We start from the raw sequence: 12,272 nt of genomic DNA on the forward strand, positions 1-12,272 counted from the left end.
CAAACAGATATTGCAAATATTAGCTTGTAGGCTAATATAAAGAACATTATACAGTACTACAACTGAACTGATAGGAGAAACAGCCTATATAACAGGCTTATACTAGACTCATAAAGAACTAGGGAACAAGGTTTATAAAATAAGTGCATCAAAACTATAATTGACACGCCCGTGTGACAACCCCGTTGTCACGGGGAATGGATGAGCACGCGGAGGCTCCCCCCAGGGCGTCATGGCCTCCCGCACATTCTTTACATCATTAATGTATCCTGCTAACTTACTGCTGTTATTAATGTCTAGAAGAGATCTTGGTTACGCTCCACAAAATCCTCTTAATGGACATCCACTACAACCTTGCTCCTCATAGTATTCTTTGAGAAGCTCTTCATCAGTTTCTTTCATTAATTCTTCGAATCTTGTTTTTCTCTTCTTTTTGTTTTTCTTTTGAGAACTCATTTCTATAACCTTGTTTTGATTGATTAGTTTATACTACTATTAAATCTTTCCATTATGTTCTAGAAGAAGGTGATTATTGTAGAAACATTTGCAATTATATGAAGATTAGTCCTAATAGAACTGTTAATGTTCTCTACTACTTTCCTACACCTGGTTTCACATATACCGGGGTTCTGCCTCCACTATAGAGTACTAAGATCCCTCTTTCAGCAGCTGCTCTAAGGATTTTCTTTGCTGTACTAATTCTAATGCCATATGCTTGTGCTAGAGTATACGGCGTCAATACTGTGAAAGTGTTTCTCTTTAGATCCCTTTCAAGCTTCTTAAGAATATCTTCTGTAAACTCTACTTTAGATTCCAAGGACACAGTCTTAGATGTTGTTATTTGTTCTCCACCTTTCTTTGCAGCTTTTTTGCCCTTGGCCATACAGGTTTACGCCTCCCATAGTTTTTCTTTCAACAAATTTACATGAATACTGTATTTATATATTTGCCTGGAACCATAAATGATTTAGACCATGTACCCTATCCTTTGAGTCAAGCAAAACCTAATATTTTAGGATACTAATTAGTATCATGAAGGGGTAGGAGTTGACGCAGCAACAGTACTACATACCTGCAGTACTTATTATGACTGGAGAAAAACCTATTGAGCATGAGCTTGATTCCGTTCTCGCATGCATCTATTATTATCTAGTTACAAAGCATAGAGAGGGTCTTATTGTCAGTGCCAGAAAGAGAATTAAAGCAATTTCGATACTATATTACCCCTTCAATATAATTGATGTACATGGTAAATATGCTGCTGTAATTGATGCTATAACAAAACCTGTCTACACGACTGTGTTTGATAAACCTATTCTAGAAGACATTGTCGACCGCTTGAATGCTCTCGGCGAAATGAGGGGGCAGGCATTCATTGAGGAAATAAGTAATATAAAGAATCTTCTTGAAGCAATGTACTCGGAAAAAGAAGGAACAGTAACAAGAAGATATGAGATTAGGGGGCTAGTCTATAACAAGAATGTACTTGACGAACTACGTGTCCTAGTCAATACTGCGTCGCAAAAAGGATTACCAGGTCTTGTTATACCTGAGAAAAGTATTGATACAAATGAGGTCAAACACCTGCTTGAGGAAATACTTGACGAGACAAGTAAAGTAATTGACCAACTTACATCAATGATGAACTCCCTTGACCAACATTACGCTAGGTGGCGTAAACAAATAGAAGTAGAACACGAAGTAAAGAAGAAAGAGCTTGAGAAAGAAGTTGAGTCAATAAAACTTGTTATCCAAAAACGGATAGAAGAATACGAGGCAAGACTAGAGATCGAGAAAAGTAGAATTGATGAGAAATACTCGATGGAGGAGAAAGAACTCCTGGACAAGATACGTAGTCTCGAAGAGCGAATAGAAGTGCTCCGCCGTAAAGTAGAGGAAGGTATTGCCCGCGAAGAAGACCGTATAGAACTCAAGAAGCTTGTTAGGGAGAGGAAAAGACTAGAAAAACGCCTCGAGAGTATTAAGCGTATAAAGAATAAACAGAAGAGAGCTATTGAAACAAAAATCCAGAGAATCATAGGCGCCGAAACAATGAGGCAGAAATATCTTGAAAAAGAACTCGAGAGATACGGAAGAGAATTAGATAAAATGGTTACAAAAGCTAGTTACGAAGTAGAGGATCTTAAGAGAACAATAAATAAATTAATTGAACAGACAATGGAGCTGAGAAAACGGGTAACTAGCATACTACTTGAACTGCCAAGCCTCGGTGTTGGCAAGTATCTTGTACCATTTATTGCAATACTCTATACTACGCCAGAAGGCATAGAATCACTCGATATCATACCCTTAGTGAAAATATATGCTTCAAAAACAATGTTTTCACGCCAAACAAAAATTATTGAAACACAAACACTCGCCAGCAGAGCACTAAGACTTAAATCAATAGTTAATACAACCGAGTACAGGAAAATGATACTAACAGTAAATCTGCTGGACAAGAAATACCTTGATACAGCTTCAAGAGGATTTGAAAAATTAGTCAAAGAAGATATTATTAGTTCAGGAGAAGCATATGAATCATTATCTCTTATAGAAAGCTACATAGAATCTTAGAAGAGCCTTTAAGTTCATGTAGCACTAAATCATTATTGCAATATAGGTTTTAGAGAGTGTATATCAACTAGTATACATGATGAAGAAAATGTCTTCTAGCTATATAGACAAAATAACCTATGTTGAAGAAATACATGAGACTGCTTACCGTAATGGTGTTATTGAATACAACACTTCCAGCCAGAAAATACTTGGCGTAAGAGTGTATAGAAAAGGATGCCTAGTAGTACGCAGCTCCAACAAGGTTTCAAACCATAATGATCTTCTTAGAGACTTAAGCGCAAAAGACACCGTATGCATCGATACTCTACCATGGTATGATAAAGAATACTATAATGGCAGAGTATCATTTGGGAAACCATCGGATCAGAAGGAGCTTGACAGCCTTGTCAGAGACATTGCAAAGACATTGAGTAGCCTTGGTCTTGCTGTAGAGGTAATTGGTGTATCAAGAAAAACCCAGCTAGAAATTGAGTCTATTACAACAGGTTCCACAGGAACTGAAGAAAGGTACCTCTACGAGCTATACATATACCCGTATACAATGTATATGGGGAGACTATTATCTACAGGATTCTTTTATGCAAGTGAGTCCCTTAGAGACCTCTATGATAGGACAAGACATGTCGTGGACGATATTAAAACATTGTTTGCCTCCATACTTAAAGCACGTAGATTAAACCCTGCATACACAGGTAAGTGGCTTGTTGTATTAACAGGAGAAGCCTCACCTGCATTTTACCATGAGTTAGCTCATTTACTACAAGGAGATGAGCCAATCAAGCTCAGAAAAGGATTTACACTAACACAAGAACTAACAATGTACGAAGACCCATTCTATCCAGGTCCCCTCAAACATTTGTTTGACGACGAACTCTATCCTTCTTGGAGAAGAAAGCTTATCGAGAAAGGAGTTGTCGTCGACTACTTGCATACGAGAACCACTTGTAGAACAGGATCTGAAAGTAAACCAGGCAATGCAAGAGGGTTATTTACTAGATCAAAACCCTTACACCACCAACTCATTGTAGCACATGGCACATGGAGTTTCGATGAAATGCTCATGGAGTCAAGGAGATCTATTGTTGTCTCGAAGATCATTAAGGCAGAGATTACCGGAGACTACATAAAAATAATACCAGAAATCACTTGGGTCGCCGAGAAAGACAAACTATCACCTGTAAGAATAAACGAAATCGCTGTCCCCATAAGCAGGCTAAACGAAGTAATCATAGGCTTAGGCAAAAAACCTTTCGAGAGAGTAAGTTACGAGAAAAACATGCTTGTTTACGAGGTAGCCCCCGAAACCCTGCTCGAAGCCCGTGTTTCATAGCAATCTAGTAGAAGAGGCACCATCATTTTAAACAATATTTAATCATTTATTTAAAGTAATTATTGTGTACCCTTATGATCTAGTGAGTTAAAGTTTTTTATGCTAATAGTTGGATCTAGGTAAAAACGAGGTGGTAACATGCCTAAACCCGTAGTAGACGAGGAGAAGTGTACAGGCTGTGGAACATGTGCCAGCGTATGTCCCCAGGGTGTCTTTGAGATCAAAGACGGGAAAGCCAAGGTTGTAGCACCAGAGAACTGTATCGGCTGCAGAGTCTGTGAATCCTCTTGTCCAGTAGGCGCAATTAAAGTAGAAGACTAAAGTAGATAAATAAAAGTAAAGATCAATGTATCTTTTTCTCTAACAAACAATGCAAAATATTCTCATCACTTATCTTCTTTAACGCAATAACACAAGCCACTAGATCAGCTATCGACCCCGGGTTTATCCTCTTAGTGTACAACTCGTTATCTAACACAGCCACCAAGCTCATCCATTCATTATCTCTAGAAAGAATTTCTTCAAGAATACTAGCTGCTCTACGCTTAACATAATCCATTACATTGGCACCATGTTTAAGCATGACAATGGTATCGTTAAGACGAGACAACATATAGAGATAAGTCTCGACAACACCCCTGTTCCAATCCCCATGGCTTTCCAGTCTTTTCTCCATGAACTTCAAGGCATCAATACAATCCCTATAGTTGTCTACTATTTGTTTAGCAACAACATCTTTTGTCGAAGCATAGATTAGTAGCTCCCATAACCTAATGTTTTTCTCAACAAGTTTCTTCTTAAAGGATCTATCATGTATATTGGGGTAACCATGGGTTTCATCTGTTTTACGCAAGTACGATGGCTTGATTACACGTAGAACTCTATAGTACTCTATTGAGTCGTCTACAGTAGAATACTTCTCTACAACAAGAGTAGCTGTTGAAGCCAGCTTATGAATATCTATGGTGTCTCCACTAGAGAGAATATAGCCTGTTGCTAGAGCTAATGGTGTTAAGAGAAATATTGTGCCAAGCGAGGTGTTTCTTCCTCCCGTAAAACATAGCGTATCTAGTACAGCCTCCCTCACTATATCACAGAAAAGAGTCTTACACCTACATGTACCAAGCTTCATCCCACGAAGCAAAGCCTTCCTAAAATACTTCTCTACAACAATAGACGTAACAATATAGTCCTCGTACTTCTTATCAGGATAGTCATGAAGCCTATGTACATTACCTGGTTTGGGATAAGCTGATGCCTCAAGCGCTATTGCTGTCGAGAAGAGCATACTATAAACATCAATAATACTTTTCGCCATACCAATACCCCTTCTCTACACGATAAGTCTTTTATCCAGTGTTTATGTTTATATAGGTGATATGATCATAAATAACATGGATGATGATGCTTAGAAGGCGGCTCAAAAATAGATGGCCGGGTTCGCCCTGCTGACCAATACATTTGATCCAATAAACTTAAACTAGTGTTAACAACATATTCTATACACAGTAATACCATCCGTATAATGATCATAGTCTCTAACATCGTATCCGAAAGCGCTACCGTAAAAACCCAATAATAGATATGAGGTGCTCAGCTATGTCGTCAAAAGATCTCGGCCGTCCAAGCCCTAATGGTAACTTCGTACTTATATTGGATAAGAGTGTTAGGGATAAACTACTCCGTCTATATGGTGGACGAGTACTCCTAGAAGATTACGGAAACAGCCTTATCGTTAAAACGAAGAGCAGAAGAATAGCCATAGAGATTGTCAGGAAATTCCAGAAATACCTTAAGCCATAGATATACTGCAATAAATACTAATGTGACAACCATAGTGGGGCATTAATCTAATCTCTAATTTAGTTTACAGACTCACCAAGTACATGAAACAACACATAGTTATTGTTTCTATATAGAGGATGATGATAATGCCTGAACACGTTATCATCGAAATTGTTGGTAAACCCAGTTATCTAAGATGGACTTTGGAACAATGGGTTCTCGAGGTCAAAGATATAATTGAACTAGAATACGATGTAGAGCTCGTTGTTAAAACCGTTGACTCTGATAACGATTTACCGGTACTTAGAATTGCTGGTAGTGATGTGTTCATAGGTCTTCCTGGAGAAGAAGGCTATTTGATCGAGGTTCTAAAGAAAAAGCTTGAGGAAATTGGTATTAAAAAGAAGGAACTTGGGTAAAGCTAAGGCTGGCCTATCAGAGTAACTGTTCTTAGTACTTGAGGTAGACTCCTGATTTTGGTGACTATTTTATCTATTTCTTTAAACTTGTTGGTCTCTATTCTAACAACTACATCGTACTCTCCATAAACTATAACCGCTTCGGTCACTCCATCCATTTTCTCAACTTCTTTTACAACATCGTGTTCACGCCCAATACTTGTTACGACTAGAACATATGCTATCAGTTTCTCTTCACTCAATTCTCCTACTCCTCCCACGCTGCTCCCACACTATGGTCTCTCTTTTGACGGGTAAACAGGGATTTAAAGTTATCTTCATTATATTCCTTACAATCACTTTAATTTAGAGCAACCTACGGTAAGTCCAGCATAGGCTGAGTAGTCTTGTATACATCGCAACGGTTTCTCGAAGGAGAACTACTAGTGTACAATGGCATAGTATGGGTTGTGAAAGGATTCCAGCATCCACCGGGATACGTCATTGCTTACCCGAGATATAACTTGAATACTATACCACCATCTAGGATAGAGAAATCATACCTGTACATATCAACAATCTATTGGGACTGTCTACATCGGCGTTTACCCGTGGTACCATTGAATAATACTCTGCCATACATGCCAAGGATAGATAGTTTATCGAGAGAGTTTGCAAGACTCCTCACAGACTACAGTGACATAGATCCTGAGGACATCTATTATACGGGTAGTCGTGCCATAGGGTTTAGTAGCGGAGATATCGACTTAGTTGTCTATGGGGCAACGAGTACCATCAGAGTGTATAATACGTTACTGGCCTTGAGGGAAGCCGGTGTAATAAAGCCTTTAGCAGGTATCCATCTCATACAAGAGCACGTTAAGCACCGTGATCTATCTCTTGAAGAATACCGTGTTCTCAGGAGTAATAGTGTGCTTCAGGGGGTTTACAAAAACACTAGGTATAGTATAAGGCTTGTACCATATAGTAGAGGATATTTTGAGTGCCTTGAACCAGCGAAGCCTGTGGGATTCTATAGTGGTGCCATAGAAATTCTAGAGGAAATATCATCGTATACTACACCAGCACACTATAAAGTGAGGCTAATTGATGAAGACAAAATTATTGTGATGACTACGTATAGGATAAAATATACAGAGCTGCCTAGAGGACTAGTACTCTACGTTAAAAACGGTGTCTTGGAGAAAACAAGAAAAGGTCTAAGACTTGTTCCCGATCATGGAGTACTTAAACCAATAATATTGGAGCTGGAATAAATAATTAGAGAAATATGGTGTTTCAAGAAATGGTTTTTCTAGACCATTTCTACATCGAGGACAAGAACGGGTTCCTTTACACAGTTATAGGTAATAGGCACCCTCCACAGATCGTTTATGCCTACCTTAAATACAGACCTGCACACGAGAAGACCATCTGGTGCCGCGGCGACACTTGCTATGAGAGAGTAATACCTACATACACGCCCGAACTAGTTCACGGTAAAACCCCTCTACGCATATACGATCCATACTATGACACCTATGTACCAGCCGTGGTTGTATCCAGAATAACTAGAGTCTACGACCCTAGGATAAGAGTTGGAGAAATCATTACCAGGCCTAAAGACCCCCTGGAGGAGGAGGCAGGCTACTACGCTACATTACTATCTAGGGAAGCAAATATTCCACTCAACTGTATCGGCATTACTGGCTCTATTCTCGCTCGAATACATAATCCCGGTAGAAGCGATATAGACTACATAATTTATGGTGTTAGGTGTTGCGAGAAAGTACTAGAGGCTTTTATTGAAGGAGGACTAGAGTTCTTTAAACCGTTTCCACCCGAGAAACTCTTCGAATGGGCACTACAGTTAGCGAGACTCCATAATATTGATGTCACAGACGTTCTCGCTATCTATAGGAGATGGAGAAGAGGAGTACTTGAATCCAGTAGAGAATATTCTCTAGCATACTCGCTAGACCACATGGAGCCGTACACGGGGAACCGTTGGGTGACAACAGGGGCAGCAAGGATAAAAGTACTTGTCGAAAATACTCCTCACACACTGAATTATCCATCAAAATCTCTTGTAAGAGAATATCGTGTACTAGAAGTACTTTATGGAAGTATAAAGGATGAAGTAAGAACACTCTTGTCTTTCGAAAACCTGTACCTACCAGTGATATACGAGGAAGGATGGCTTGTAGTCGAGGGGATTATACAGTGGTGTCCTGAAACAAAAGAATCAAGAATTGTCGTGGGTACATTAGAGCATAAAGGCTTTGTAATTCCTGCACAAAAATAGAACACTATTGGAGGACTGGAGTAGATGAGGACGATACGTGGGATCATTAGGAAAGACTTTATTCCAATACTGATAGTCATCCTCTTAGGGCTCACGATAAGAGTTATCGTAGCACCCTATTCCACAGGCTCTGATATACCACAATTCGCGGGATTCGCCGATACTTTCCTGAGACATGGCGTGTGTTTTTACCTCTATGCCGACGGGCATTCATGGGAGGAAGAGAACTGGCCTTACAACTGGCCCTACGTTTACGGGCCTATATGGATCTACATACTAGGTGTACTCCGCATAATAGCTCCCACGCCCGTGGAACACTATTGGTCAGATGGAGTATACCATGTTTACGCGCCAATGGACTGGATTGTTGCTGTAAAAGCTGTAATAATATTCTTTGATACTATTGCAGCACTATTACTGTACATTATAGTGAAGAAGATTAGTGGGGATAATGTAGTCGGTGTCTTGACTATTATACTATACTATCTCAACCCTATGGCGATCTATATATCAGGCATATACGGTATGTTCGACCCAATAGCACTAGCATTCATGTTACTAGCTATACTGTTGTATAAGGAGAAGCCCCTCCTGGGAGGATTATTCCTGGGCTTGTCTATACTAGCTAAACACACAATGCTGTTTCCATCAATAATCTTCGTGTTATACATTGTTCTCTACAAGAAAGAATTATTGAAGAAAATACTCGAGGGAGCTTTAGTAAGCATAGTCATCACTCTAGCGCCATTCATAATAGGGTGCCCGCAAAGCATACCTGTGTTCATAAAAGTAACATTCTTTTCATCAAAACCAGGCTACACCTACCCCATAGTATATAGCTTCAATGGATTATCTAGTCTTGCAACATACATACATGACAAGTGCGGCTACGACACATTATGGATGATAAAATACTGGTACATACCAGCAACAATACTCCTACTAATGATAGTAGCCTACATGATGAAATCAAGAGAACTCCTCCTTCCGTTAAGTCTAGCATACATAGTATTTACAGCAACATACTGGCGTGTCAACCACCAATACCTAGTGCCAACAATAGCATTCCTCTTACTAGTAGCAGCAAAAACAAGAAAGCTATCAACAAGGATAACAGCTCTACTAACAATAGTACTCATAGGAATATGGCCAATAGCATTCCCGACAAGCTGGTGGTTCCACGCACACATAAAACAACCAAACCAAACACTATGGAACCTCGTAGACACCATGACACTAATGATTTTCTGCGAAGTATTCTACGTAGTCTACAGCATAACACTAACAGAACTACAATACCTGACAATAATCGTGGAAACATGGGATAAAACGCTAGAGAAACTACAGGAACTAATAGACAAGATTAAACAGAAGAGAATATTTCTCTTATATAAAGGATAATTAAAGACAAAGACTAAAAACTCGCATCAAGTTAGACAACATTTATATCTTTATCGGATACATCGTCACCGAATGGCTGGATGTCAAGCCCAGTTTTTAGTGCTAGTAGTAGACCTAGTACCATTACACTTAGGATCCTGCGGTCACTGAGTTTTAGGAGGAGTTTTGTCTTGAGGTTCTTCATATCCGGTTTCACCGGGTATACTATACACCTCCATGGAATTTGTCAATTACTTGCCATCAGAAGAGGAAATTATATAAAGTGATCAAAATGGAAAAATATATAGGAGTGGATCATGCCCCCGATAGAGTACGAGCTAGCACTATTTATACAGAGACTTTATGACGTAAGTTTTCCCGGAGTCTATAGAATGGCAAAGCATTTCTCAATGGATTACAGCGATTTCATGCTAAGAATTAACAAAATTTACTCATACAATTTCAGATTCAAATTCACAATAGACTTAACAAAAATAGATCTAAGGAAAACATATGTCTTAATCGAAGACACTATTAACATTAGTGAACCTATACCATTCTTAAGAGCATACATAAGACTCCTACCTAACCTAACTTATATGGCGTTCTTTACACCATTAAAAAGCAATATCTATACATTCGTGTATAATGTATTGAGAAGATATGGAATTGATACATCAAATATAAGGGAAGTTTATACCGCTAAATATGCTGAAGAAAATCGTACATTATTAACGCTGTACAAATGGGATATTGATTCTTTTGATGAAATGGCCAGCGAAAAAGAATGGATGAAAATTATTCAAAGAACAGGATATTATCTAGAGACTTTGACCGATGATGATTTACCCATATTCACTAAAGAATATAAAGGACCTAAAGTTCTCAGAGAGATCTATTTAAGGATCCTTAAAGAGATAGAGTACAATCCATTTCTACCAATGTACGAGATATCTAGAAAAGCTGGTGTTAGGCAACGTGATGTCGTTAGAGCTGTAAAAATGTTTGAGTCTGTCGGAATATTCAAAGGTATCAGAATTAGCTGGTTCCCATGGATTAAGGCAGCTGATCTCTTCTTTATATCGTTTATTAAAGCTGACTCGTATAGAGATGCTATGGCTTTGTTGAAGGCTGCATCAGAGTTTCCTATGTTTACTGGTGGTATTATTAACATTGATAACTCGGTTATGTTGACGTTTCTTGGTAATGGTAAGGCTTATCCTGTTTTTGAGAAGACTATGCATGCTTTGGAGAAGGAATTCAGCTATAATGTGAAGCGTATTCATCTAGGGTTCTCGTCGCAGTCAAGAAGATTCTCTCTACCGTATATCCATGGTATTGAGTATAATAAGTATAGGAAGTACTGGAATGTTATTCTTCGCTCGAACTGAGTTCTCTTTCTGCTTGTTTTCTTACTATTTCTACTCTGTCTGGTGGTCTGTATTTTAGTGTATAGACATTGTTTTTGTGAAATCCTGTTTTTACCTTGTATTCTGCTTCTCCTAGCTCTATTGCCTCGTAGATTATTGTCTCGGGAATGTATAAGCCGCATAAACCGCATTTGAAGCCTTTTGCTTCACGCTCCATTGGTGTGCTATCATTTGGGCATACTATTTTTAGTTCTATAATGTCTTGTACTGGTAGTTTCTCTGGGTAGTATTTTAGTGCCCATAGTCTCCATGGACCATATTCTTTGTCGTAATAGTTTCCTCCACGTCTGTATGGCAGGTATGGTTCTTCGATCAACTGTTCTTTCATGTATTCTTCTATTATTTTTCTACGTGTTTCACGGAATTCATTGTGGTCCCAGCAGACAATTATTATTGCTCCTTTTCTACCAGTATACTCGTCGGGTTTCCTTGCTTCTAGCCAGCAGTGTTTTGTCTCTAAGACTATTTTCTTTGCTTTATCTAATGCTTTAGTGAACAGGTCTTCATACTCTACTTCATAAACTGTTTTCCAGCAATTCATTGCCTTAGGAGAGGGTTTACCCTGCTCCTTTGTTTCCTCCCTACATTCTCTACAGTAGTTCTTTACGGCATCTTCATTTAGACCTTGAGGATATATTCTGATCCAATCATCTTTCCTCATGGATCATCACCGTTATTAGTTTCTTTGGTATGATAATCCTGTCTTTCTCTAGCTTAACCTGTTCTCCAAGAACTTCTATAACACCATTATATTCTTTAATGAGGTACCTGTATAAATCCATGAACTTCTTGAATACCTTGTCTCCAGGATAATACCAGTACAATGCGGGTAATTCTATGGACAATCTGTCTTGTCCAGCAGTCTCCATGAGGCTACGTATCATTCTTCCACGTGCTTTGAAGTAGTTTCGTAGTGTTTCTATGAACAACTCTAGAGCTTTTTCTTTATCCAAAACTTGTTCCTCCATGAAACTATCATTCAGGTACTTTCTATACGGGAACAATAATATTTTCTTCCCGACAAATAGATGTTCCCAGACGCTACAGTACTTGCATAGAGTGAT

General features: G+C 38.8%; 16 protein-coding genes. 9 read left to right on the forward strand and 7 right to left on the reverse strand.

What is annotated here, in order from left to right; all coding sequences use genetic code 11:
* Positions 1 to 312: 312 nt before the first annotated feature.
* Both J4526_08195 and J4526_08200 read right to left on the reverse strand, forming a co-directional pair.
* A complete protein-coding gene (locus J4526_08195) occupies positions 313 to 456 on the reverse strand; it encodes a hypothetical protein (protein ID WFO75041.1) in 144 nt (47 codons plus the stop codon).
* A gap of 136 nt (positions 457 to 592) precedes the next feature.
* On the reverse strand, positions 593 to 883 hold the full coding sequence (locus tag J4526_08200) for a 30S ribosomal protein S25e (GenBank protein ID WFO75042.1): 291 nt from the start codon (positions 881 to 883) through the stop codon (positions 593 to 595).
* 164 nt (positions 884 to 1,047) lie between these two features.
* Here J4526_08200 and J4526_08205 point away from each other — a divergent pair, with 164 nt between their 5' ends.
* The 3 genes from J4526_08205 (at position 1,048) to J4526_08215 (ending at position 4,231) form a co-directional block, all read left to right on the forward strand.
* Complete coding sequence (locus tag J4526_08205; protein ID WFO75043.1) at positions 1,048 to 2,577, forward strand: hypothetical protein; 1,530 nt, start codon at positions 1,048 to 1,050, stop codon at positions 2,575 to 2,577.
* Between the two features lie 88 nt (positions 2,578 to 2,665).
* Positions 2,666 to 3,910: a hypothetical protein gene (locus J4526_08210; GenBank protein WFO75044.1), complete on the forward strand. Its 1,245-nt coding sequence runs from the start codon at positions 2,666 to 2,668 to the stop codon at positions 3,908 to 3,910.
* 138 nt (positions 3,911 to 4,048) lie between these two features.
* Positions 4,049 to 4,231: a 4Fe-4S binding protein gene (locus J4526_08215; protein WFO75045.1), complete on the forward strand. Its 183-nt coding sequence runs from the start codon at positions 4,049 to 4,051 to the stop codon at positions 4,229 to 4,231.
* Positions 4,232 to 4,253: 22 nt separating this feature from the next.
* Here J4526_08215 and J4526_08220 read toward each other — a convergent pair whose 3' ends face one another.
* Positions 4,254 to 5,228: a triphosphoribosyl-dephospho-CoA synthase gene (locus J4526_08220; GenBank protein WFO75046.1), complete on the reverse strand. Its 975-nt coding sequence runs from the start codon at positions 5,226 to 5,228 to the stop codon at positions 4,254 to 4,256.
* A 281-nt stretch (positions 5,229 to 5,509) separates the two neighbouring features.
* Between J4526_08220 and J4526_08225 the strand changes: the two genes are divergently transcribed.
* Both J4526_08225 and J4526_08230 read left to right on the forward strand, forming a co-directional pair.
* On the forward strand, positions 5,510 to 5,713 hold the full coding sequence (locus tag J4526_08225; GenBank protein ID WFO75047.1) for a hypothetical protein: 204 nt from the start codon (positions 5,510 to 5,512) through the stop codon (positions 5,711 to 5,713).
* Positions 5,714 to 5,841: 128 nt separating this feature from the next.
* The gene (locus tag J4526_08230; protein ID WFO75048.1) at positions 5,842 to 6,114 is read left to right on the forward strand and encodes a hypothetical protein; all 273 of its coding nucleotides are present in this window, start codon (positions 5,842 to 5,844) and stop codon (positions 6,112 to 6,114) included.
* 2 nt (positions 6,115 to 6,116) lie between these two features.
* On the opposite strand, the gene J4526_08235 is transcribed toward J4526_08230, so the two are convergent.
* Positions 6,117 to 6,356 (reverse strand): Lrp/AsnC ligand binding domain-containing protein, encoded by a 240-nt coding sequence (locus J4526_08235; protein WFO75049.1) that lies wholly within the window; start codon positions 6,354 to 6,356, stop codon positions 6,117 to 6,119.
* A gap of 144 nt (positions 6,357 to 6,500) precedes the next feature.
* Here J4526_08235 and J4526_08240 point away from each other — a divergent pair, with 144 nt between their 5' ends.
* The 3 genes from J4526_08240 to J4526_08250 are packed head-to-tail and all read left to right on the forward strand — an operon-like array spanning position 6,501 to position 9,799.
* Positions 6,501 to 7,370, forward strand: coding sequence for a hypothetical protein (locus tag J4526_08240; protein WFO75050.1), 870 nt, complete (start codon positions 6,501 to 6,503; stop codon positions 7,368 to 7,370).
* Positions 7,371 to 7,399: 29 nt separating this feature from the next.
* The gene (locus J4526_08245; protein ID WFO75051.1) at positions 7,400 to 8,398 is read left to right on the forward strand and encodes a hypothetical protein; all 999 of its coding nucleotides are present in this window, start codon (positions 7,400 to 7,402) and stop codon (positions 8,396 to 8,398) included.
* A 24-nt stretch (positions 8,399 to 8,422) separates the two neighbouring features.
* The gene (locus J4526_08250; protein WFO75052.1) at positions 8,423 to 9,799 is read left to right on the forward strand and encodes a hypothetical protein; all 1,377 of its coding nucleotides are present in this window, start codon (positions 8,423 to 8,425) and stop codon (positions 9,797 to 9,799) included.
* 31 nt (positions 9,800 to 9,830) lie between these two features.
* Here the strand turns inward: J4526_08250 and J4526_08255 are convergent, their stop codons facing one another.
* Positions 9,831 to 9,983, reverse strand: coding sequence for a hypothetical protein (locus tag J4526_08255; protein ID WFO75053.1), 153 nt, complete (start codon positions 9,981 to 9,983; stop codon positions 9,831 to 9,833).
* Positions 9,984 to 10,095: 112 nt separating this feature from the next.
* Here J4526_08255 and J4526_08260 point away from each other — a divergent pair, with 112 nt between their 5' ends.
* Entirely contained in the window at positions 10,096 to 11,169 is a 1,074-nt protein-coding gene (locus J4526_08260) for a hypothetical protein (protein WFO75054.1), read from the forward strand.
* Here J4526_08260 and J4526_08265 read toward each other — a convergent pair.
* Together J4526_08265 and J4526_08270 are read right to left on the reverse strand one after the other, a co-directional pair.
* Positions 11,150 to 11,869 (reverse strand): hypothetical protein, encoded by a 720-nt coding sequence (locus tag J4526_08265; protein WFO75055.1) that lies wholly within the window; start codon positions 11,867 to 11,869, stop codon positions 11,150 to 11,152. The two genes, J4526_08260 and J4526_08265, sit on opposite strands and share 20 nt — an antisense overlap.
* On the reverse strand, positions 11,856 to 12,161 hold the full coding sequence (locus J4526_08270) for a hypothetical protein (GenBank protein WFO75056.1): 306 nt from the start codon (positions 12,159 to 12,161) through the stop codon (positions 11,856 to 11,858). Before J4526_08270 ends, J4526_08265 begins: the two co-directional genes overlap by 14 nt.
* Positions 12,162 to 12,272 lie beyond the last annotated feature (111 nt).

It is taken from the genome of Desulfurococcaceae archaeon MEX13E-LK6-19 (genome assembly GCA_029637525.1).
Classification (GTDB): Archaea; Thermoproteota; Thermoprotei_A; order Sulfolobales; family Desulfurococcaceae; genus MEX13ELK6-19.